General features: G+C 51.3%; 19 protein-coding genes and 1 other RNA gene. 17 read left to right on the top strand and 3 right to left on the bottom strand.

The window, feature by feature from the left end; genetic code table 11:
• Nucleotides 1-129: 129 nt before the first annotated feature.
• The 6 genes from MKY59_RS22245 (at nucleotide 130) to rnpB (ending at nucleotide 6161) form a co-directional block, all read left to right on the top strand.
• Nucleotides 130-603 (top strand): YaiI/YqxD family protein, encoded by a 474-nt coding sequence (locus MKY59_RS22245; RefSeq protein WP_236416676.1) that lies wholly within the window; start codon nucleotides 130-132, stop codon nucleotides 601-603.
• 40 nt (nucleotides 604-643) lie between these two features.
• A complete protein-coding gene (gene dnaG / locus MKY59_RS22240) occupies nucleotides 644-2464 on the top strand; it encodes a DNA primase (RefSeq protein ID WP_236416674.1) in 1821 nt (606 codons plus the stop codon).
• Nucleotides 2465-2508: 44 nt separating this feature from the next.
• Entirely contained in the window at nucleotides 2509-3636 is a 1128-nt protein-coding gene (gene rpoD, locus MKY59_RS22235) for an RNA polymerase sigma factor RpoD (protein WP_236416673.1), read from the top strand.
• Nucleotides 3637-3816: 180 nt separating this feature from the next.
• Complete coding sequence (locus tag MKY59_RS22230) at nucleotides 3817-4584, top strand: class I SAM-dependent methyltransferase (protein ID WP_236416672.1); 768 nt, start codon at nucleotides 3817-3819, stop codon at nucleotides 4582-4584.
• Complete coding sequence (locus tag MKY59_RS22225) at nucleotides 4551-5666, top strand: Nif3-like dinuclear metal center hexameric protein (protein WP_339273862.1); 1116 nt, start codon at nucleotides 4551-4553, stop codon at nucleotides 5664-5666. The genes MKY59_RS22230 and MKY59_RS22225 overlap by 34 nt, the downstream gene beginning before the upstream one ends.
• 86 nt (nucleotides 5667-5752) lie before the next feature.
• An RNA gene (gene rnpB, locus MKY59_RS22220) (RNase P RNA component class A) lies at nucleotides 5753-6161 on the top strand.
• Nucleotides 6162-6381: 220 nt separating this feature from the next.
• Here the strand turns inward: rnpB and MKY59_RS22215 are convergent.
• Entirely contained in the window at nucleotides 6382-7611 is a 1230-nt protein-coding gene (locus tag MKY59_RS22215; RefSeq protein WP_339273861.1) for a PLP-dependent aminotransferase family protein, read from the bottom strand.
• Nucleotides 7612-7719: 108 nt separating this feature from the next.
• On the opposite strand from MKY59_RS22215, the gene MKY59_RS22210 reads away from it, so the two are divergent.
• Entirely contained in the window at nucleotides 7720-9252 is a 1533-nt protein-coding gene (locus MKY59_RS22210; RefSeq protein WP_339273860.1) for a PLP-dependent aminotransferase family protein, read from the top strand.
• A gap of 86 nt (nucleotides 9253-9338) precedes the next feature.
• Nucleotides 9339-9593, top strand: a complete 255-nt coding sequence (locus MKY59_RS22205; RefSeq protein ID WP_236416668.1) for a hypothetical protein — start codon at nucleotides 9339-9341, stop codon at nucleotides 9591-9593.
• An 83-nt stretch (nucleotides 9594-9676) separates the two neighbouring features.
• On the opposite strand, the gene MKY59_RS22200 is transcribed toward MKY59_RS22205, so the two are convergent.
• Nucleotides 9677-11572, bottom strand: coding sequence for a S8 family peptidase (locus MKY59_RS22200; protein WP_236416666.1), 1896 nt, complete (start codon nucleotides 11570-11572; stop codon nucleotides 9677-9679).
• Between the two features lie 288 nt (nucleotides 11573-11860).
• On the opposite strand from MKY59_RS22200, the gene MKY59_RS22195 reads away from it, so the two are divergent.
• The 6 genes from MKY59_RS22195 (at nucleotide 11861) to thiI (ending at nucleotide 16745) form a co-directional block, all read left to right on the top strand.
• A complete protein-coding gene (locus MKY59_RS22195; RefSeq protein ID WP_236416665.1) occupies nucleotides 11861-12367 on the top strand; it encodes a YpuI family protein in 507 nt (168 codons plus the stop codon).
• A gap of 167 nt (nucleotides 12368-12534) precedes the next feature.
• On the top strand, nucleotides 12535-12753 hold the full coding sequence (locus tag MKY59_RS22190; protein WP_236416663.1) for a DUF1540 domain-containing protein: 219 nt from the start codon (nucleotides 12535-12537) through the stop codon (nucleotides 12751-12753).
• Nucleotides 12754-12788: 35 nt separating this feature from the next.
• Entirely contained in the window at nucleotides 12789-13199 is a 411-nt protein-coding gene (locus tag MKY59_RS22185; protein ID WP_339273859.1) for a hypothetical protein, read from the top strand.
• Between the two features lie 206 nt (nucleotides 13200-13405).
• A complete protein-coding gene (locus MKY59_RS22180) occupies nucleotides 13406-14182 on the top strand; it encodes a lytic transglycosylase domain-containing protein (protein WP_339273858.1) in 777 nt (258 codons plus the stop codon).
• A 166-nt stretch (nucleotides 14183-14348) separates the two neighbouring features.
• Complete coding sequence (locus MKY59_RS22175; RefSeq protein WP_236416657.1) at nucleotides 14349-15497, top strand: cysteine desulfurase family protein; 1149 nt, start codon at nucleotides 14349-14351, stop codon at nucleotides 15495-15497.
• A gap of 6 nt (nucleotides 15498-15503) precedes the next feature.
• Nucleotides 15504-16745, top strand: coding sequence for a tRNA uracil 4-sulfurtransferase ThiI (thiI, locus tag MKY59_RS22170; protein WP_236416656.1), 1242 nt, complete (start codon nucleotides 15504-15506; stop codon nucleotides 16743-16745).
• A gap of 173 nt (nucleotides 16746-16918) precedes the next feature.
• Here the strand turns inward: thiI and MKY59_RS22165 are convergent, their stop codons facing one another.
• A complete protein-coding gene (locus tag MKY59_RS22165) occupies nucleotides 16919-17620 on the bottom strand; it encodes a TerC family protein (protein WP_339273857.1) in 702 nt (233 codons plus the stop codon).
• A 105-nt stretch (nucleotides 17621-17725) separates the two neighbouring features.
• Here MKY59_RS22165 and MKY59_RS22160 point away from each other — a divergent pair, with 105 nt between their 5' ends.
• The 3 genes from MKY59_RS22160 to typA all read left to right on the top strand — a co-directional run bounded on the left by MKY59_RS22160 (nucleotide 17726) and on the right by typA (nucleotide 21238).
• On the top strand, nucleotides 17726-18385 hold the full coding sequence (locus MKY59_RS22160) for a TerC family protein (protein WP_236416654.1): 660 nt from the start codon (nucleotides 17726-17728) through the stop codon (nucleotides 18383-18385).
• 323 nt (nucleotides 18386-18708) lie between these two features.
• Nucleotides 18709-19209, top strand: coding sequence for a hypothetical protein (locus tag MKY59_RS22155; protein ID WP_236416653.1), 501 nt, complete (start codon nucleotides 18709-18711; stop codon nucleotides 19207-19209).
• 181 nt (nucleotides 19210-19390) lie between these two features.
• On the top strand, nucleotides 19391-21238 hold the full coding sequence (gene typA / locus MKY59_RS22150; RefSeq protein WP_236416652.1) for a translational GTPase TypA: 1848 nt from the start codon (nucleotides 19391-19393) through the stop codon (nucleotides 21236-21238).
• Nucleotides 21239-21254 lie beyond the last annotated feature (16 nt).

Genomic DNA, 21254 nt, shown 5'->3' with positions numbered 1-21254 from the left:
TTGTCGAATCATTTGAACAACCGTTCCGTATTTTGTCCTTGCATTTCCATGATCTTGCCAGAAGGATTTTTCCTGGCTCGGGTCGTATATTACATTATGCAGTTATTTTATGAAGTCGGGTGGTCTGATTTGAGTGAGTTGAATGTGCGCCACATCGTTGTGGACGGTGATGCTTGCCCGGTCAAGGCCGAGATTGCCGATACGGCACGGCGTTTCAATATTCCAGTCCTGTTGGTCTCTTCATTCGATCATCAGCTGCAGGGTGGAGACGGCGTGCGCATCGTACAGGTAGATCGAAGCAGCCAGAGTGCGGATCTGTACATTGCCAATCATGTTAAGGCATATGATGTGGTTATTACGCAGGACTACGGATTGGCTGCACTCGCGCTAGGCAAACGTTGTTACGTTTTATCTTTTCGCGGCCGTAACTTCACGGATCGTGACATCGACTTTATGCTGGATTCGCGTCATACCGCTGCGAAGGAACGCAGGAAAGGCCGCTATGGCAAAGGGCCGAAGCCTTTCACAGCGGAGGATCGTGAAATTTTTCAACATAAACTGACAAAACTTTTAAAAGATTTGCAGGAGAACGTACAAATTTAGCGAATTATATCTACGTGTTAAAGAGATGAAGGTGGTTGAGATGAGTACCGGACAAGGCGGTATACCCGAAAGCATCATTGAATCGGTGTTACAGCAGCACGACATCGTTGACACGGTTAGCCGATTTGTGCATCTGACCAAGCAGGGGAAATACATGAAAGGCCTCTGCCCTTTTCATTCCGAGAAGACGCCTTCGTTTACAGTCACTCCCGAGAAACAGATTTTCTATTGCTACGGCTGCGGCAAGGGCGGAAATGCCATCAAATTCAGGATGGAAATCGAAGGATTATCTTTTCCCGAGGCCGTCAAGTCGATGGCGGAAGAAAGTCATATTTCGCTGGGAGATTGGCAGGGGCGCGAATCTGCTCATTACAATCCGGAAACGGCACGTTTGCTGGAAGCATATGAGCTTACTGCGAAGCTGTATCATTTCTTACTGAAAAATACCGAGCACGGCAAGGCGGCTATGGAGTATTTGCGTTCGCGTGGTTTTAACGACAAGTTGATCGACCAGTTCCAGATTGGTTATGCACCGAATCGTTGGGATACGCTGGTGCAGTTTCTGGAGAAACGCGAGTTTTCCCTGAAGGAGATGGAACGCGGCGGGCTTCTGTCCGAGCGCAATGAGGGCGAAGGATACGTCGATCGCTTCCGCGATAGAGTCATGTTTCCGATTCATGGGAGAAACGGGAAGCCCATTGCTTTTGCAGGCCGCATTTTGGGAGAGGGACAGCCGAAATATTTGAATTCGCCGGAAACCCGGCTTTTTCACAAGGGTCGTGTCCTCTATAATCTGCATCAAGCCAAAAACGGGATTCGCAAACAAAGACAGGCCATCTTGTTCGAGGGATACGGTGACGTGATCTCTGCTTGGGATCAAGACATACAGAACGGCGTAGCCGCAATGGGAACGGCACTGACGGAAAATCAGGCCTTAATGCTTAAAGGCATGTGCGATGAAGTCATCCTCTGTTATGACGGCGACCGGGCTGGACAGGCTGCAGCAATGAAAAACTTTCCGATCCTGGAAGAAGCCGGACTGAGAGTGAAGGTCGCGCTAATTCCGGAAGGATTGGATCCGGACGAGTTCATTCGCAAGCATGGCGGCGAACGGTTCCGGAACCAGATTGTTGAAGGTGCTGTAACAACCACAAAATTTAAGCTTATAAACCTGAAAAAAAACCATATACTGCTAGAAGGCGGCGGGCAGATTGCCTATACGAAGGAAGCGGTGAAGCTCATTGCCCCACTGCCTTCGCCGACAGAGCGCGAGGTATATCTTCGTGAGCTGGCTGCCGAGGTCGACGTTTCATTCGAAACGCTCAAGCAGGAATGCAACGAACAGCGCGAAGCCATGAAAAATAACCCGGAGTTCGGGGATAATAACCCGAAAAGGTGGAATAATGGTAGGCAACAAAATAGGCATGTGCCAACACCTAACCTGTTGCCCGCTTATCATGTGGCTGAGCGGAAATTGCTTGCTTGGATGCTTTTGGATGAAGAAGCGGCCCAGTACGTGAATGAGCATCTTGGTGAAGCTTTTAATTTGGAGGATCATGCAGCGATCGCTGCTTATCTATACGCCTATTATGCACAAGGAAAACCGCCGGATACAAGCCGTTTCATGTCATCGTTGCATGATGACCGCCTGGAGAAAACGGTAAGCTCCATCTCCATGATGGAGGGACCGGGCGAATGGAGCATTCAGGTGCTGGACGATTGCATCAGGGAAATATTGAAATATCCTCGGATGAAGCAGTATGACCTGAAGAAGGAAGAAATGATTGCTGCAGAGCGGGCGGGTGATTCTGTACGCGCGGCACAAATCGCAATTGAAATGATTGCCCTAGAGAGACAGTGAACGTCTGCAGGTTGGATGTTTCTAGGGAGGAGGGAGTCGAAGTTATGGCGAATGATCAGCATACTGAACTAGAAACAGAAATGACGCTGGATCAGGTTAAGGATCAATTGATTGAACAAGGCAAGAAAAGATCGTCATTGAACTACAAAGAAATTATCGAGAAGCTCTCCCCATTTGATCAGGATCCGGAACAAATGGATGAGTTTTACGAACAACTGAGCGATCTTGGCATTGATGTGGTGAATGAAAATAATGAAGAGGTTCGGCCCGGGGAAGAGGGAGAAGGGCGGGATTCGGACGACGAATTCCACTTTGATGATGACCTGAGCTTGCCTCCAGGGATCAAAATCAACGACCCGGTCCGGATGTATCTCAAAGAAATCGGTCGTGTACCTTTGTTGTCTGCGGACGATGAGATTGAACTTGCGAATCGGATCGAGCAAGGGGACGAAGAAGCCAAACGGCGTTTGGCGGAAGCGAATCTCAGACTCGTTGTCAGCATCGCGAAGCGGTATGTAGGACGTGGAATGCTGTTCCTTGATTTGATCCAGGAAGGAAACATGGGGCTGATCAAAGCCGTAGAGAAATTCGACTACAAAAAAGGCTTCAAGTTCAGTACGTATGCGACATGGTGGATTCGCCAGGCCATTACGCGTGCCATTGCCGACCAGGCGAGAACGATTCGTATCCCGGTGCATATGGTTGAAACCATTAATAAGCTGATTCGGGTATCCCGTCAGCTGTTGCAGGAATTGGGCCGCGAACCGACGCCCGAAGAGATTGCAGCCGAGATGGATCTGAGCGTGGAAAAAGTACGCGAAATTACGAAAATTGCTCAGGAACCCGTTTCCCTTGAGACACCGATTGGTGAAGAGGACGATTCTCATCTGGGTGACTTCATCGAGGATCAAGAAGCGCTTGCACCAGCGGATGCGGCCGCTTACGAACTGCTGAAGGAGCAGCTTGAAGACGTTCTGGATACGTTGACCGAGCGTGAAGAGAACGTACTGCGTTTGCGTTTCGGACTTGATGATGGACGGACTAGAACATTGGAAGAAGTGGGCAAAGTATTTGGCGTGACGCGTGAGCGTATTCGTCAGATTGAAGCCAAAGCTCTTCGCAAGCTGCGTCATCCAAGCCGCAGTAAACGTCTTAAAGATTTCCTCGAATAACATGATCATGGGAGACTTTCCGCAAAAGCTGAGGCGAAGGCGGGGTCTCCTTTGTTTTTAATTTTAAAGTCTTCATTTCTTGGTTTTGGAAATTAATCCTTGAAATGTTTGATTGGCTTTTATTTTATCGCTTTTCGCTGCCTAATGCAAATCCAAAACTAATGAATGGTGTAGGTGTTCATGAAACTTTCGAATCGATTACAGTTAATTCACGACCAAATTCCGGAGGGCAGCCGTCTGGCAGATATCGGTTCAGACCATGCATTGCTTCCAGTCGCTGCCGTCCGCAGCGGACGAGCGGCACTGGCCGTTGCGGGGGAGGTCAATCAGGGACCTTATGAAGCTGCCCGCAAGCAGGTGAGCGATGCTGCTCTCGAGGGGCAGATCACGGTGCGCCGGGGAGACGGCCTTGAGGTCATTTCCAAGGGAGAGGTCGACGTTATCACGATTGCGGGTATGGGAGGGGCTTTGATCGCTTCCATTTTGGACCGTGGGTACGACAAACTGGACGAGGTCAGCCTGCTTGTGCTGCAGCCGAACGTAGGCGAGGACATTCTGCGACGCTGGCTGCTTGAACACGGCTGGGTCGTCGTGGCTGAGCGGTTGCTGGAGGAAGACGGAAAAATTTACGAAATCATTACGGCTATGCCGCAATCGCAAAGCCCGATCGCCAATGAAGAAGTATATCGCCCGCGGCCGCTTGGAAACGGGATCGAGTTGACGCAGGATTTATTGCTGCGCATGGGGCCGTATTTGGTCGATCGTCCGAACGAAGTGTTTTTTGCAAAATGGGAAAGCGAGATCGCCAAACTGCAAGGCGTTGCCGATTCCATCGCCAGATCCGATTCCGATACTGCCCGGGACAAGGCTTCCGAGGTGGAACGACTGATTACGAGTCTGAAGGAGGTTCTTACATGTTTGCCAAAGGTCAAACCGTCATTCAACTGATGGAGCAGCTCGCTCCCAAACATCTGGCTGTCCCGGATGATCGAATCGGACTGCAGCTGGGCAGTCTGCAAAAAGAAATCAACCATGTGCTCGTTGCCCTCGACGTCACCAATGAAGTCGTCGATGAAGCCATTCGTATCGGCGCCAACCTGATCATTGCGCACCATGCGATCATCTTTCGTCCTGTCAAATCGTTGAGCACGGATACGCCGATGGGCAAGTTGTACGAGAAATTGATCAAACATGATATTGCGGTGTATATCAGTCATACGAATCTGGATGTGGCGGAAGGCGGCATGAATGACTGGATGGCCGAGGCCATCGGCATCAACAGCAAGGAGTCGCTGGAGGACGTACATACGGACCAGCTGTTCAAATTGGCGGTATTCGTGCCTCGCACGCATCATGAACAAGTGCTGCAGGCGATTCTGGAAGCCGGGGCAGGAAGCATTGGCAAGTACGAGAAGTGCAGCTTTAACACGGAAGGCACAGGCACGTTTGTGCCAGGCGAAGGGACCCAGCCGTTTATCGGTGCACAAGGCCGAATGGAGCGGGTGGAAGAAATGCGGATCGAGACGATCGTGCCGCAAAGCCTGCGCAGCAAGGTCATTCAGGCGATGCTGAAGGCCCATCCTTATGAGGAAGTGGCTTATGACCTGTATCCGATGGATTTAAAAGGCCGTACGTTGGGTCTGGGGCGTTTGGGACCTCTTCAGGAGACAAAGACCTTGGGTGAACTGGTAGAGGTCGTTAAAAAAGAACTGAACGTGCGCCACGTGCGCGTTGTTGGCGACTTGGCTAAACCGATCAAAAAAGCAGCCGTGCTTGGAGGTTCAGGAAGCCGTTACGTGCTTACCGCCCGTTTCAAAGGAGCGGACGCTATTGTCACGGGGGATATCGATTATCATACGGCGCACGATGCGCTGATGGCCGGTATGTGCATCATTGACGTAGGCCATAATGCCGAGAAAATCATGAAAGCGAAAACGGCGGACTGGCTGCGGACCCATTTGGAGGAAAAACGCTATTCTACTCAGGTGACCGCTTCCGAAATCAACACGGAAGTATTCCAATTCATGTAAGATGGAGGTTGTGGAGGCAGCATTTCCAATAACATTAGGCTTGTATGTCAAAAGGAATCCCTGTATACTATATAATGTTGTTTCGGAAAGCTTGACAGACAATCGCTGGTGGCCTTGTTGCCACGAGAGGAAAGTCCGGGCTCCACAGGGCAGGATGCTGGATAACGTCCAGTCAGCGCGAGTTGAAGGATAGTGCCACAGAAATGGACCGCCGATGGCCGGATCTTCCGGCACAGGCAAGGATGGAACCGAGGTGTAAGAGACCCCGAGGAACGCTGGTGACTTCGTTCCTGGTAAACCCCATCTGGAGCAAGACCTAATGGGACACGGCCTGATCTTCGGATTAGGCAGCCTTAGCCCGAGGTGTGTCTAGGTTGGTCGCTTGAGCCATGCAGCAATGTATGGCCTAGATAGATGATTGTCGCTTATGGTGGGAGGGTAGTTCCCGTCTGAACCACGACGAGCACAGAACCCGGCTTACGGTAAGCTTTCCTAACTGCAACAACGTGGATCATGTAATTTCTTTAATTTTTTTTCGCTATGTTGCATCGCTTCGCGGTTACGAACGATGCTGAAGCAAGTGATGAGCAGCTCATCGCCATACATGCACAAAGGCGGCAGAATCCGTGATACGGAGACTGCCGCCTTTTTTGTTATGAATATAAATATTTCATCCGGCCAAACTCTTCCAGGAGAATTTGGCCGGATAAGATGATTACAGCGTAACGGCCGTGTCGGATTGCACAGCCGCATGCCAGCGCTGGATGGCGCGATCCATCCGTTCAACCGCTTCGGGCAGCTGATCGGGATCGGTATGCGTAAAGTTGATGCGCATGCGGTTCGTTTCCGGGGTGCCGGCATAGAAGGAATCGCCCGGCACGATACATACTTTTTCCTGAATGCCGTAGGTGAACAATGTAGCTGCAGACATCGATTCAGGCAGCTCCAACCATAAGAACATGCCTCCCTGCGGGGAGTTCCACGTAATGCCTTCCCATGATTTTTCCGACATCAACGAAGTCATCTTCTGCATCCGCTGTTTATAGTCGTTGGAAATTTGACGAATGTGTCCATCCAGATCGAAGGACTCCATCAGGGCATGCAACGCTCTTTGGTCAATGCTGCTGGAGTGGAGGTCTGCCCCCTGCTTGGAGCGGGCTGCCATTTTGATCACATCCGGCGCAGCCAGGATCCAGCCTGTGCGGAGGCCGGGAGCCACCGTTTTCGAGAAGGTGCTGGTATAGATAACGTTGGATGGACTGCCATAACCTTCTGCATCAAGCTCAGCAAGGGCAGGTGCATCCAATTGCTCCGGATTAAAGCGGATCTCACCGTAAGGATCGTCCTCAAGGATCAGCACGCCGTATTTTCGGCAAAGGTCAACCGCCTGCTGCCTGCGAGCACGACTCCACACTTTACCTGCCGGATTGGAGAACGTTGGATTAATGTAAACCAATTTTGGACGGTATAGCTTCAGGTTTTCTTCAAGGGATTCGGGAAGCATGCCTTCGTCATCGCAAGCAACGCCATGGGATTGGGCCTGGTAAGATTGGATGACTTGCAGTGCGGCCAAATACGTCGGCGATTCAACAAGCACATGATCACCCGGATTCAGCAGGATGCGGCATACCAGGTCAATGGACTGCTGCGATCCCGTAGTCAGGAGCAGATGGTCCGGCGAAGCCGGAATGCCCTTGGACTGGAGGCGGTCAGCGATCTTGACACGCAGTGGCCGATAGCCTTCGGTTTCCGCGTATTGAAGGGCAGCGGGGCCGTCGGCGAAAACTCGGGCATATGCATCGCGGATGGCTTCCAACGGGAAGGAACTTTGGGCTGGAAGGCCTCCGGCAAGCGAAATCATTCCAGGTGCCTGCGCAGCCTGAAGCATGTCGCGAACGACAGAGGACGGGGTGTTTTGTGCCATGTTGGACCAAGGGATATTCATCGTGTTCTCATCTCCTGTTATTCACTGTTATACTTATATTATTCGCTATTATACTCGGTCTGCTGTATAACAGTAAAGCGAGAATCATAACAGTTGGAGGCCATGATGATGCACATTGAATTGAAGCGGGGGAGCAGCACCAAGCTGTACATGCAAATCGCCCTAACGATCGCGGACCGCATCCGATCCGGGCTTATTGCGCCAGGCACCCGCCTGCCGTCCGTAAGGAAATTGACTGCAGACCTTGGCGTCAGCCTGGTTACCGTGTCCAAAGCTTATGCAGAATTGGAGTCCAGTCAACTGATTGTTTGCTCGCAGGGGAAGGGATGTTATGTCAGAGCGCTTGAAAAAGACGAAGCTGAACAAGTCGGAAACGGGGGGCAGCCAAAACACCAAAACGTGCATCGACAGGGTCAGGTCAGCGCAGAGTTGAACTGGCAGTTGGCGTTAGTGGACTATTTGCCGCGTGCCCAGCTCTGGCGCCATTTCGACGCCTCCCCGCAGGTCCGCTACGAGTTTCATATGTCTGCCATCCAGCCTGAGCTGCTGCCCACTCGGGATATTATCGACAGCGCATATCGTTTGTCTTCGGACCATCCGGAACGCATGGCCTACTATGGTTCATTCCAGGGAGACCGTGAACTTCGGCAAATTTTTATGCAGCATTTTGCTGCGAGAGGGCTGGAAGCATCAGCGGAACGGATGTTGATCACAAGCGGAACCCAACAAGGGATCGATCTTGTAGCCCGAACGTTTGTGGGACCCGGAGATGTGGTATATATGGAGGCTCCCACCTATACCGGCGCCATCGATGTTTTTACGAGCCGAGGCGCGAAAATCATCACCGTTCCGATGGATCAGGAAGGCATGCGCATCGACCTGCTTACCCGCCTGTGCGATTCTTACCCGCCCAAACTCATATATACGATCCCGACTTTTCACAATCCGACAGGCATTACGATGAGCGCCAAAAGAAAGGCGGAGCTGCTGAATCTGGCCCAGAGCTACCATTGCCTCATTCTGGAGGACGATCCGTTCGCCGATCTGCATTTTCATGCCCCTCCGCCAGCCTCGATCAAATCGTTGGACAGGTCTGGACATGTCGTATACATCAAAAGCTTCAGCAAAGTGCTTTCTCCGGGATGCCGCGTGGCGTGCGCCATCGCCGACGGGAGCGTGCTTACCCGATTGGTGGCGGCCAAATCGACGGCAGACCTCGGCAGTCCGCTGCTTACCCAGAAAGCGCTGCAGTCTTTCATCCAACATCAATATGAACCATATATCCAAGGACTGCGGAAGGAGCTGTACGCCAGGCTGCAGGCTGCAGCGGGCGTTCTCGAAAGGCATGCGCCGGACGGCGTGCATTGGATACTGCCCGAAGGGGGGCTAAATTTGTGGCTGCAGTTGCCGGCCGGGATCGACATGCATGAATTACATCGCAAAGCGCACGCGGCTGGTGTTTCCTTTTTGCCGGGCTCTGCCTGTTATGCGGGAGAGATGGATGACGCAAGTCTTCGTATCTGTTTTACCGTAACGGGTCCCGAGCCGCTGAGGGAAGGCCTTCGTATCCTATGCGAGGCGATCCGCGCGATGCTTCCCCATGGGGGAAGGACAACAGCGGACAGGCTGCCGCTGATTTAATTCGTCGGAGTCAGGACATCCATCCAATCCACTTTCGTCCTTCCGCAATACTCTATAGTATCACTTGAAAGGGAGTTGGTTTTGAGATGAGACATTGTTGTCCTGAGCTCGATCCTATCGTTTGTGATCCGATTCAAGTCGTGAATGATTTTTATCACCCGCAAGTACAGCCGATTATTCACCCGGTTGAAGTCATTAATCAGCACCACTGCGTTCCTGTTCCGCATCATGTGTATCCGGTAGTCGTTAAAGAGCAGGGTCCGGTATACGTGTCCAGCCGCCGCAGCAAAAAAGCAGGGAAGAACAAAGGCAAAGCCCGTACGTCTTCCCGCAAACGCTAAAGCAGCGTTAAGGCCCCGGGGAACCATTACGCATACCAAAAAGCAGCATTACGCCCCCGGGGCGCTGCTGCTTTTATTTTTGCCTATTTCGAAGATTCCGTGTATTTTTTCAAAATATTGTCCATCTGCTCGCGTACATGCTGCGGCCAGAATTGCAAAGGGGCGCTTTTGCCTGCAGCGGCTTGCAGCGCTTTATAAACATCGATCTGCCCATAACCGTAGTATTTGTCATGTCCCGGGTCGCCGAGGTCGATGACGCTTTGGCGCATCAGATCCATCACTTCCGTATTGGTCAAGTCGGGGTTGAGCGAACGGATCAACCCGGCAAGAGCCGCCACATGCGGGCTGGCCATGGATGTGCCTGACAGCGCGGCATACTGGTTCTTGGGATAGGTGCTGGCAATGCTTGTGCCAGGAGCCATGACATCGACGTAATCTCCGTAATTGGAGTAGGAAGCTTTGTTCATATCCGGATCGGTGGCGGATACGGCAAACACCTCGGGATAAGCGGCAGGATATCCTGGACGCTCGGTATTGTCGTTCCCTGTGGCCGCAATCAGCACGACGTCACGATCATAAGCATACTTGATTGCATCATGAAGGAACTGTGCGTCTGCGTAATTGCCCAGACTCATGTTGATGACTTTGGCGCCGTGATCGGTTGCCCAAATGATGCCCTCGGCGACGGCATAAGTAGTGCCCGAACCCGAGTTGTCCAGCACTTTGACAGGCAAAATTTTGTTGTACCAGCTCATGCCTGCCACACCTTCGTTGTTGTTGACGGTGGCTCCGATGATTCCGGCTACGTGAGTGCCATGACCTACATCGTCCAGAGGGCGGCTGGAAGGGTCGATCACGTTGTATCCTTCAAGCACCCGGCCTTTCAGGTCGGGATGGTCCAGGTCCACGCCCGTGTCCACAACGCCAATAATGACGTCTTTGCTTCCTTTCGTAATGTTCCACCCTCGATTGGTTTCGATGACGGGAAGGTTCCATTGATAATCGGAAAACAAAATATCGTTCGGAACCGGTACATCCGTTTGTTCAACGGCGGTTTCGTTGGTTAAATACATGTAGTGGGGTTCCATGTACAAGGGATTCCACTTGCGCTCGAAATAGTCATGAAGCTGTTTGTAGCTCATTTGCTCGGAGCGGAAGACATAGGTATACCCCAGTTTGCGTGCTTTCGAGGCATGAAGGTCAGCACGGATGATGCGCATGTCCCGTTCTCCCGGGTCCTGCCTGAACCGGACCACGATTTCATTTTCATAAAAATGGCTGGCATTGGCATTGTCGTGTCCCGTTTTCACGGTGATTTCGTTCAACGTATCGGGGTGTACCGATTCAACGCGGAATTTGCCTTCGCGTGGATAGGGAATCATACGCAGATTTCTGCGCTGGTGCTGTTCCACCGAGTTCAGGATCTGTTGATTAAACAGGGCGATCACGGAATTTTTGCCTTCTTTGGAGGGCAGCGCCATGACAAAATATTTATCATTTCCTACGGAAAAGGATGACGATTCAAAGCTTTTGCGGTCCATTACCGCTTTTTTGGCCAGGCTCATGGAATGCTCCAGCTTTTGATGCTCCAATGTGCTCCCATCCTGCGGCTTTTTGCCGTAATGCTTTTGGATGGATCCTTTGGCGTCGACAATATCCACAGACCGAATATGTGCATGTGAAAGCTGCAATTCGTTCATGTACCGGGCCAGATCCGCTTCGGACATTTTGGCGGTTTTATCCAGCAAAGCGGCTAAATGCTGCTTGGCATCCATGCGTGTCAGCATATCGGTTGCTTTAACATCCTGTACTTTGAGGCGCTGTTTACTGGCTTGTTCCTGGTGCTCGCGTGGGGCCTGGGGAAGCGCTTGATTCCTTTGGTTCGTGTCCGGGCGATACATTGTGGGAAGAAGCAGAACCAAGGTCAGTGCGCCAACGCCTGCGGCAAGGGTCCAATTTTTCCATTTCGGTCTCGACATGGGGGAAACCATACCTCCTCTGTTGGTCTGGACAGCAATCATCGCTTCATGCCGATTCCATGTTGTCCGCGCTTGGTGTTATCGTTAGGAGAAGGACATATTTTTATGCAGAACAGCACAGAAATGTTGCAGAAATGTCGTTGTGAAAGGCTGGAAATAATAAGGAAGATTAAGGGATACCTTTTGGCACCTTTTTATGGTAGGATAGTAGCTGAGAATTCACGGTCAAACGAAACATTTTTGTGGCCGATTTATATGTAAGGACTTATCTAAGGGGGAGCTATCTTTATGACAGCAGCCAATGTACAAAAAATTTGTGAGTCAACGAGGGAAAAGTTAAAACCAGCTATTGATCGGATCGAACAATTTTTGAATCAACATTCCTTGCCTGAATTGGATCAGAATCAGACGGAAGAATCGACGGCGTTTTACAAAGGATTTTTATCGGATCTCCGTCATCTGCTCGTTTTTTCTGAAGTTTCTTACGAAAAACTTGGCGTTGTGCTGCGTCGTGCCAACTTCGATGTCGAATTTGCCGAAAAGGCTCTTTATCATACGTACCACCAATGCATCAATAGCTTCTTCTATCCCAAAAACGAATGTTATTCCGAAGATGGAAGATATGCCTATACCGGGCAAGACGCGATCCGTTTCCGTGACAAGCCCGTTCGCGCCGTGCGTGACGTCGTTTTGGAAATTTCCAAAACCTACGAAGAATTGCGCGATGATCTGGCTTATTATGAGAGCGATTATCTGACTCAGCGCCGGATGCAAAATCAGCGTAATCACGCTTAGCATTATGGCATACCCGATACACATGAAGAACTAACCGCCGATTTTCGGCGGTTTTTTTGTGCGTTGTCTCATGTTTGCCTTGGCATCGGCATGACATCATCTGGCATTCCGCAGGCGGAATAGCCGAATCGGGCAGCGGGGACAATAGCTTCGAGGTGATAAAACAAATGAGTGACAACAAGCCAATCGTCAAATGTAGCGTATCGAATTGCCACTTTTGGGGAGAAAACAATTTCTGTCATGCAGACGCGATCATGATTGACATCGATCAGCATGCCAGAAGTCATTATGCTGAGGAATTCGCCGGCGAGATGTTTGATTCCGAGCACCAAGATCAAGCCAGCACTTCTTCGGCCACTTGCTGTCATACATTTAGGCCTAAATAAGCTCTCATTCCATTCATCTACGGAGGTGTACTGAAATGAAAGATGAACATGACCGCAATGATGAAGTTTCATCCAAGCCTAAAAGCGATGACACGGTAGATCGGAAACGCGTTGATTTCCCGAGACGTGCACATCGTGAAGAGTATGGTGCAGAGGTGGCTCCGCCTACCTCATACCGGAGAGAAGAAGTCAAACGCAAGGAAGCCGTTCCGGTAAAACACGAGGCAGATCGTGTTGCGGAATCCAGCGGGAAGGTATCCGGATATGTCGGTTTGGCCTGCGGGATCGCTTCGCTGTTTATGTGGTCCATCGTTTTGGGGCCGGCCGCTGCAGTGTTGGGGTATTATGCTTATGCGAACGGACATAAAACGTCTGGAGCATGGTCGATGGGGCTTGGCATTGTCGCCACGTTGAGTTACTTTTTCATGATTCCGTTTGCCCGTTAAAACGAAGGCTTGGAGAACTGCATTGCTCCTTCCTGATTAACGCAGAGCAAACCCTTCTTCCGATATCGGAAGAAGGGTTTTTCATGTTTGCGCAAAAGACAGGAGGTTTGGAATAATTTTTCTGAAAACGATGGCAGTATTTTGTAAAACCATGTAGAATGTAGGCAGAAAGTTGATGATATATGACACGGGAGTGGAGAGAATACATGCAGATTGATTCAAGCGCATCACGGAAACTGTTGGAGACGCAATTGTCCAATGTTCTGAGTCAAACGATCGGATCGGAAGGAACGTCGGATACCGTCTCCGATTTTGCCGAATTGATGGACGGACTGCTTGGGAAGGGAACGAGTGCTTCCCCAGCTTCGATGCCTTCGGCCAATTCTTCGCAAGCTCCGCTTGCGAACAGATCTCTTGACGGTTTGCTCTGGCTGCAATTGGGAAGTGCATATGCTGCGGATGCGGGTACATACGAAAACACATACGCCTCCGCCAACAGCCCGGAAGTTTCATTAAATGCGTCGACGAATGTGAGTTCGGCCGATTCCGGTTCCGGTTCTTCCGTGCCTACCGATTTCGAATCGCTGATCGCGGCCGTAAGCGCCAAATACGGAGTGCCTGAATCCTTGATCAAAGCGGTGATCGATACGGAATCCTCATTCAATCCGAATGTCGTTTCCTCGGCTGGCGCAAAAGGATTGATGCAGCTTATGGACGGAACGGCAGCCGGACTGGGAGTCAGCGATCCGTTCGACCCTGCGCAGAACATCGATGCCGGAACGAAGTATCTTTCGCTTCAGCTCCAACGTTTCGGCGGTCAGGTGAACATGGCGCTTGCCGCCTACAACGCAGGACCAGGGCGTGTGACGAAGCTGGGCGTGTCCACCGACAGCGAGCTGATGAGCGTGATCGGCCGCTTGCCAGCCGAGACGCAGGCGTACATTGCAAAGGTGGAAAAGGCGCGCCAAAAATACATCGCATAGATGTTCTCATAACAGGCAGCAGAAGGCTGGTTCCGAAAGATCAAGGCGGGAAGTGTTGGCAATTGCGCCATTTTCCTGCTTGGTCTTTTTGTGTTGGGACAGGTTCGTGTTACAATGCAGACTGTAGAAAAATAGCCATAATGAGAAAAGGGAGGTTCGCCCTCATTTGAAATATTTCGATTACGCGGCAACCACCCCGCCTTATGAAGAAGTGGTGCAAACGATCGCAGAGATCATGGGAGCCCATTACGGGAATCCTTCCTCCATCCATGGTTTTGGTGAAAAGGCCCATCAGCTGCTTCGCCGGGCAAGAACGGTCTGTGCCGATGCCTTGGGCGTCAAAGCAGACGAGATCGTGCTTACCTCCGGAGCCACGGAAAGCAACAATCTTGCGATTAAAGGCTCGGCGCTGCACTATGCTTCGCGCGGCAAACATATCATTGCCACGGCAACGGAGCACGCGTCGGTATATGAAAGCTTTTTGCAATTACAGGATTGGGGCTGGGAGGTCAGCTGGATCCCGGTGGATTCGGCAGGAAAAGTAAATCCTCGGCACATTCTGGACGCGCTCCGACCGGATACGGTGCTGGTCAGCTTGATGCATGTCAACAACGAAACGGGAACCATTCAGCCCGTGGCCGAAGTGGGCAGGCTGCTCAAAAAGCAGGCGCCGCGCGTATTGTTCCATGTGGACGGGGTTCAGGGTTTTGGAAAAATCGAAGCCGTCCCTGCGACATGGGGAGTCGATCTATACAGTCTGTCCGCCCACAAAATCCGCGGCCCCAAAGGGGCGGGCCTTTTGTATGTCCGCAGCGGCGTGGAACTGACTCCGCTTCTGTCCGGAGGCTCGCAGGAACGGGGATTACGGGCGGGGACTGAAAATGTGGCGCTGTTTGTCGGCATGGCCAAAGCGATGCGCCTTGCGTCCGAACGTCAGGCTGATTTTGCCAAACGAACGACCGTGCTGAGGGATCGGATCATGGAGACGATCGAAAGCATTCCGGAATTTGTGCTGAACAGTGGCAAGGATGGAGCACCTCATATCGTTCATTTTTCATACCCGGGCATGAAAGCGGAAGTTGCTCTGCACACTTTGGAGCAGCTCGGAGTAACCGTGTCTACGCAATCGGCTTGTTCCTCGCGTTCAGCCGAACCGAGCAGAGTGCTGCTGGCCATGGGCCGAGATCATGCGACGGCTGCCGGAGGATTGCGTATCAGTTTGGGAGACGAACATACAGAAGAAGACGTGGCCGTGCTTGCACAGGCCCTGAAACAGATGGTGGCGCAGCTGCGTCCATTGGAAAGGCGGATGTAATAACCGATGAAATACGATATGCTGCTTCTCCGTTTCGGAGAATTCATGCTGAAAGGGAAGAACCGTTCCCGTTTCGAAAATACGATTATCAATCAGGTGCGCTCGCTGCTTAAGCCCTACCCGGCTGCACAGCTCCGCAAAGAATTCGGCAGATTGTACGTGGATCTGGGGGGCGAGCCTCACACCGAGCTGATTGATGCGCTCAAGAAGGTGTTCGGCGTAGTGTCGATCAGTCCGGTCATTGTGACCTCTTCCGAAAAGGATGAAATTGTGACGGCCGCCGTTGCCTTCATGCATGAACGCTCAGAAGTGTTTAAAGAAGGCACAACGTTTAAAGTGACCTCCCGACGCGCCTGGAAAGCTTTTCCCCATTCTTCGCATGAGATGAATCACATCGTGGGTTCGCCCGTCCTGCGGGAATTCCCGCAGCTCCGTGTCGACGTGCGCAATCCTGATATCGAGCTTCGCGTGGAGATCCGGGATCAGGGGACCTATATCTTCAACGAAGTGATCCCGGCAGTGGGAGGGTTTCCGCTTGGTTCGAACGGCAAGGGAATGCTGCTGTTATCCGGCGGCATTGACAGTCCGGTCGCTGCCTGGTCCTCTATGAGACGTGGGCTGGAGGTGGAGTGCGTTCACTTCTATAGTTACCCGTTTACAAGCGAGCGGGCCAAAGAAAAAGTCATTGAACTGGCAGCCGCCCTGGCAGGACATGCGGGAAGCATTAAGCTGCATCTGGTGCCTTTCACCAAAATTCAGACCTCATTTACCCAGGTCGGACAGGACAAGTTGATCATTACGTTGATGCGTCGCTCCATGCTGCGCATCGCCACTAAACTGGCAGAGCGCGAAGGAGCGCTTGCGCTGATTACGGGAGACAGCTTGGGACAAGTAGCCAGCCAAACGCTGCCAAGCATGAACGTCATCGGGCGGGCCACCGATTTGCCCCTGCTCAGGCCGCTGGTCATGATGGACAAGGAGGAAATTATCGGTTTATCCAAAAAAATCGGAACGTACGATATTTCCATTTTGCCTTATGAAGATTGCTGCACGTTGTTTGTGCCCAAATCGCCGACGACGAATCCGAATTTGCGAATTGTGGAGCGAATCGAAGAGTCGTTGACGGAGCTTCCGGAATGGGTGGATGAGGCTGTGGCCCAGACGGAAACGTTAGTGCTGCGTGCCGGCGAACCGCTTCCATTCGGTTCTGCGGACACGTCGTCCGATATCAAGGAAGAGTGGTTCTGACCGTTAGGGTAGAACTGCCCGACGCATCGACATAACGAACGTTATGTTATCCGAGTCGAATGATGTAAAATAAAGCAGCACGAAAAAAAGGACTGATCGACATGATGTCGACCAGTCCTTTTTGCGTCCATTCTACAAATGCTGCCAACGTTCTTTGCAAATGTGTTTTGATGTCAGGAATAGGAATGCTGTCTTTCATCCTCCCGTTTGGGTCCTTTTGACCGTTTGCGGTATCCTGCGAAGACAATGGCTGCGATCACAATGATGATGAACAGCACCCTGAGTACGGCGTGCTTCGCAAAGAACGCTTCAAGCCGGCGTTCCTCCGTGATCATGTTGGAAGCCGTATAACCAAGCACGATGGCTCCGAGATAGATGATCCAAGGGAATCGGTTGATCAGCTTGATGAACAGCGTACTGCCCCAAACGACAATGGGCACGCTGATCAGCAAACCCATAATGACGAGCACCAGATGCTGCTGGGCGGCACCGGCTACCGCAATCACGTTGTCCAGACCCATGGCGGCATCGGCGATGATAATGGTTCGGACGGCAGTCCATAAGGAGCTTCCGGCTTTGATGTCGGCATGCTCCTCGCCTTGGTCTGCCAGCAATTTATAAGCGATCCAGATGAGCATTAGTCCGCCGATCAGCAGCAGCCAAGGAATTTGCAGCAGCCATAATACAACAATCGTTGCCAAAATACGTATCAGAAGGGCTCCGCCCGTTCCGTAAAGAATCGCCTTTTTTTGCACGGAAGGGTGCAAATTTCGAGCAGCGAGCCCAATGACGATGGCATTATCGCCCGCCAGAATCAGATCGATAAACACAACATTCAACAATGCAAGCCAAAATGCGGGACTAAACAGCTCCATCATCGTCACTCCTTCGATTAATCCATCCCTAAGCTTAAGCTTGTTCAATCGATAAGAATAGCATGGACAACTTTAACATACAAGTTAAGTGGGGGGATGAGAGACGTGGATACATTGTGGATGCTGATGGAAATATTGATGATCAATCTGGTATTAAGCGGAGATAATGCGGTAGTCATAGCCATGGCCAGCAAAGACCTTCCATTGAATCAGCGTAAACAGGCAGTATGGTGGGGCGCGTTCGGCGCTGTCATTCTACGCTGTGCATTGACTTTTGTGGCGGTCATGCTGTTAGGCATTCCTTTCATTCAAGCAGCAGGAGGGCTGCTGCTGTTGTGGATCTCGGTGAAGCTGCTCCTGCAAAATGAAGATGAAGTGGAAGTCAAGGGGGCCTCGACGACATGGAAGGCCATTCAAACGATTCTGGTTGCCGATTTTGTCATGAGCCTGGACAATGTGCTCGCCATCGCGGCGATCTCGGACGGTGATCTGGCGCTTACGGTTATCGGGATCGCGATCAGCATTCCGATCGTAATCTGGGGCAGCGGCCTGATTGTGGGGTTGTTGAAACGATATCCGATATTGGTATTTGCGGGTTCAGGCATTCTGGCCTATACCGCCGGAGAAATGGTGATGAGCGATCCGAAGCTGGGACAGTGGTTACACGGATTGACTGCAGAAGCACATACGCTGCTGCCGGTCGCCATGGCTTGCCTTGTTATTGCGATTGGAGGAGCTCACCGCTTTGTACGGAAAAATGTATAGTTCCTCATGTCATTCTGCCGTAGAGCAGAATAAAATATATGCTGCCCTGTGTCCTCGGTATATCGTAGGAAAGCCAAGCCGCCCAACACGGGCGGCTTTCTAAATGTATAAAAATCGATTGTAAAAGGGATCCTGATCCATATGGATAAAATTTGAAAAGGATGAGGAATGAACACAAAAGAGGCCACCATTAGCGACATGCGGTATAGTTTTTTGCGCAAACATGAGCTACACTTATAGTAAGCTGCGTGCTTTGGTCACGTATGGAACATCGGTTGCTCTACATTTCTACATGCATCAAACGGGACAAGAGGTGATATTGGTTGAAAAAGCGAAACGAAAAAGCGATCGGTATATTCATTGTTGCTGCAGGTCTCATTATTTTATTAGGGCAGTTGGGGGTTTTTGGATTCATTGGCCGGCATTTCTGGCCGCTGCTCATTTTGTTGCCGGGAATCGCGCTGCATGCCATGTATTACATGCGCCTAGCCCCAGCTTGGTCACTCGTTCCGGCAGGGACCCTGACGGTGTATGGCCTATTGTTTGGAGTTACAAATACGTGGGGTGCGGGGTTGATGGGAAGACTGTGGCCCGTCCTGCTGCTCGGCATTGCGATCGGATTGCTGGAGTATGCGATGGTTGATCGCCGCAGACCGCCGGAAGTGCTCACGGCTGCTTTTATCCTGGGCGGTATATCCATCATATTGCTGGCATTCACTTTGCTGCATTCCGGAATCATCTATGTGCTTGCCATGCTTCTCATCCTTGGTGGAATATGGTTGCTGCTCGGTCGCGGGAACGGAAGGCAGCGAAAAGGCTGGTAGCCATTCACAGGGATGGCGAAGGCGAAATATCTTGATTTTTACTTATGATCAACTATAATAAAAGGGTTAGGACACGCGTCGGGACATCACCGACGCTTATTTTGTGAGTAACCTGCGAACCTGTGGGAAGTTTAGTAGATAAGATAAAGAATTGAATTTGGAAAGGATATGGATACAAACCATGCATTCAAGAGAACACATTCGCAATATTGCGATTATTGCCCACGTCGACCACGGGAAAACGACGCTTGTCGACAAATTGCTGCAACAGTCCGGTATTTTCCGTGACCATGAAACGTTACAGGAGCGCGCCATGGACTCCAACGACTTGGAGCGCGAACGCGGTATTACGATTTTGGCCAAAAACACAGCCATTACTTATAAAGACTATCTCATCAACATCGTGGACACGCCTGGACACGCCGACTTTGGCGGCGAGGTAGAGCGGATCATGAAAATGGTCGATGGCGTACTGCTCGTTGTAGATGCTTACGAAGGCTGCATGCCGCAAACGAAATTCGTTTTGCGCAAAGCGCTGGAGCACAACTTGACGCCGATCGTCATCGTGAACAAAATCGACCGTCCTGCCGCACGTCCGGCGGAAGTCATCGATGAAGTGCTTGACCTGTTCATCGAGCTGGGCGCGAACGACGATCAACTGGAGTTCCCGGTTGTTTATGCTTCGGCATTGAACGGTACATCCAGCATGGAAGATGACCCTGCCAAGCAAGATGACAATATGATGGCGATTTACGATACGATCGTAAGCCACATTCCTTACCCAACGGAGAACGTGGAAGAGCCACTGCAATTCCTCGTTACACTGATGGATTATAACGAATACCTGGGCCGTATCGCGATCGGCCGCGTGAACCGCGGAGTGATCAAGCAAGGCCAAGCGGTTACCGTCATTATGCGTGACGGCAAGAGCAAATCTGCGCGAATCGAGAAACTGTTCGGTTTCCAAGGCCTCAAACGTGTTGAGATCGAAGAAGCCGGAGCAGGGGATATCGTTGCGATCGCAGGGATCAAGGACATCAATATCGGTGAAACGATCGCAGATCCAAACCAACCTGAAGCGCTGCCGGTTCTGAAAATCGATGAGCCGACCCTGCAAATGACGTTCCTCGTGAACAACAGTCCTTTTGCCGGCCGCGAAGGTAAATGGGTGACTTCCCGTAAACTGCGTGAACGTCTGCTCAAAGAATTGGAAACCGACGTGTCCCTTCGCGTTGAAGATACCGACAGTCCGGATGCATTTGTCGTTTCCGGACGCGGTGAGCTTCACCTGGGGATTCTGATCGAAAACATGCGCCGCGAAGGATATGAGCTTCAAGTATCCAAACCGGAAGTTATCGTCAAAGAAATCGACGGCAAAAAAATGGAGCCGGTTGAACGCCTGTTGATCGACATTCCGGAAGACAGCATGGGTGCCGTTATGGAAAGCCTGGGCTCGCGCAAAGCGGAAATGGTGAACATGGTCAACACGGGCAACGGTCAAGTTCGCCTCGAATTCTTGATTCCTGCACGCGGCCTGATCGGATACCGTACCAACTTCCTGACGCTGACTCGCGGTTATGGCGTAATGAACCATGCGTTCGACAGCTATGCTCCACTGATCGGCGGTCAAGTGGGCGGCCGTCACCAAGGCGTATTGATCTCGACGGAGAATGGTACAACGACGTTCTACGGCATGATCGGCGTCGAAGATCGCGGAACGCTCTTCCTGGAGCCGGGAACCGAGGTTTACGAAGGCATGATCGTCGGTGAGCACACGCGTGACAACGACATCGTGGTTAACATTTGCAAAGAAAAACAATTGACCAACGTCCGTTCCGCAACCAAAGACGATACCGTTAAAATGAAGACGCCAATGATCTTCTCCCTGGAGCAGGCACTTGAATATTTGAACGATGACGAGTATTGTGAAATTACGCCGAAATCTGTTCGTCTGCGCAAAAAGATCTTGAATAAGAGCGAGCGCGAGCGTGCCGAGAAACAACGCAAAATGGCACAAAATAACGCTTAAGCCTGACCAAAATAAA

The sequence above is a fragment of the Paenibacillus sp. FSL W8-0426 genome (assembly GCF_037969725.1).
In the GTDB taxonomy this organism is placed as follows: domain Bacteria; phylum Bacillota; class Bacilli; order Paenibacillales; family Paenibacillaceae; genus Paenibacillus; species Paenibacillus hubeiensis.
Note: the sequence above shows the minus strand (reverse complement) of the source record. Positions and strands in the feature narration are given on the sequence as shown.

Coding starts and splice junctions, on each gene's coding strand:
- dnaG (WP_236416674.1), top strand. CDS start 644: ATGAGTACCGGACAAGGCGGTATACCCGAAAGCATCATTGAATCGGTG.
- rpoD (WP_236416673.1), top strand. CDS start 2,509: ATGGCGAATGATCAGCATACTGAACTAGAAACAGAAATGACGCTGGAT.
- MKY59_RS22230 (WP_236416672.1), top strand. CDS start 3,817: ATGAAACTTTCGAATCGATTACAGTTAATTCACGACCAAATTCCGGAG.
- MKY59_RS22225 (WP_339273862.1), top strand. CDS start 4,551: ATGTTTGCCAAAGGTCAAACCGTCATTCAACTGATGGAGCAGCTCGCT.
- MKY59_RS22215 (WP_339273861.1), bottom strand. CDS start 7,611: ATGAATATCCCTTGGTCCAACATGGCACAAAACACCCCGTCCTCTGTC.
- MKY59_RS22210 (WP_339273860.1), top strand. CDS start 7,720: ATGCACATTGAATTGAAGCGGGGGAGCAGCACCAAGCTGTACATGCAA.
- MKY59_RS22205 (WP_236416668.1), top strand. CDS start 9,339: ATGAGACATTGTTGTCCTGAGCTCGATCCTATCGTTTGTGATCCGATT.
- MKY59_RS22200 (WP_236416666.1), bottom strand. CDS start 11,572: ATGTCGAGACCGAAATGGAAAAATTGGACCCTTGCCGCAGGCGTTGGC.
- MKY59_RS22195 (WP_236416665.1), top strand. CDS start 11,861: ATGACAGCAGCCAATGTACAAAAAATTTGTGAGTCAACGAGGGAAAAG.
- MKY59_RS22190 (WP_236416663.1), top strand. CDS start 12,535: ATGAGTGACAACAAGCCAATCGTCAAATGTAGCGTATCGAATTGCCAC.
- MKY59_RS22185 (WP_339273859.1), top strand. CDS start 12,789: ATGAAAGATGAACATGACCGCAATGATGAAGTTTCATCCAAGCCTAAA.
- MKY59_RS22180 (WP_339273858.1), top strand. CDS start 13,406: ATGCAGATTGATTCAAGCGCATCACGGAAACTGTTGGAGACGCAATTG.
- thiI (WP_236416656.1), top strand. CDS start 15,504: ATGAAATACGATATGCTGCTTCTCCGTTTCGGAGAATTCATGCTGAAA.
- MKY59_RS22165 (WP_339273857.1), bottom strand. CDS start 17,620: ATGGAGCTGTTTAGTCCCGCATTTTGGCTTGCATTGTTGAATGTTGTG.
- typA (WP_236416652.1), top strand. CDS start 19,391: ATGCATTCAAGAGAACACATTCGCAATATTGCGATTATTGCCCACGTC.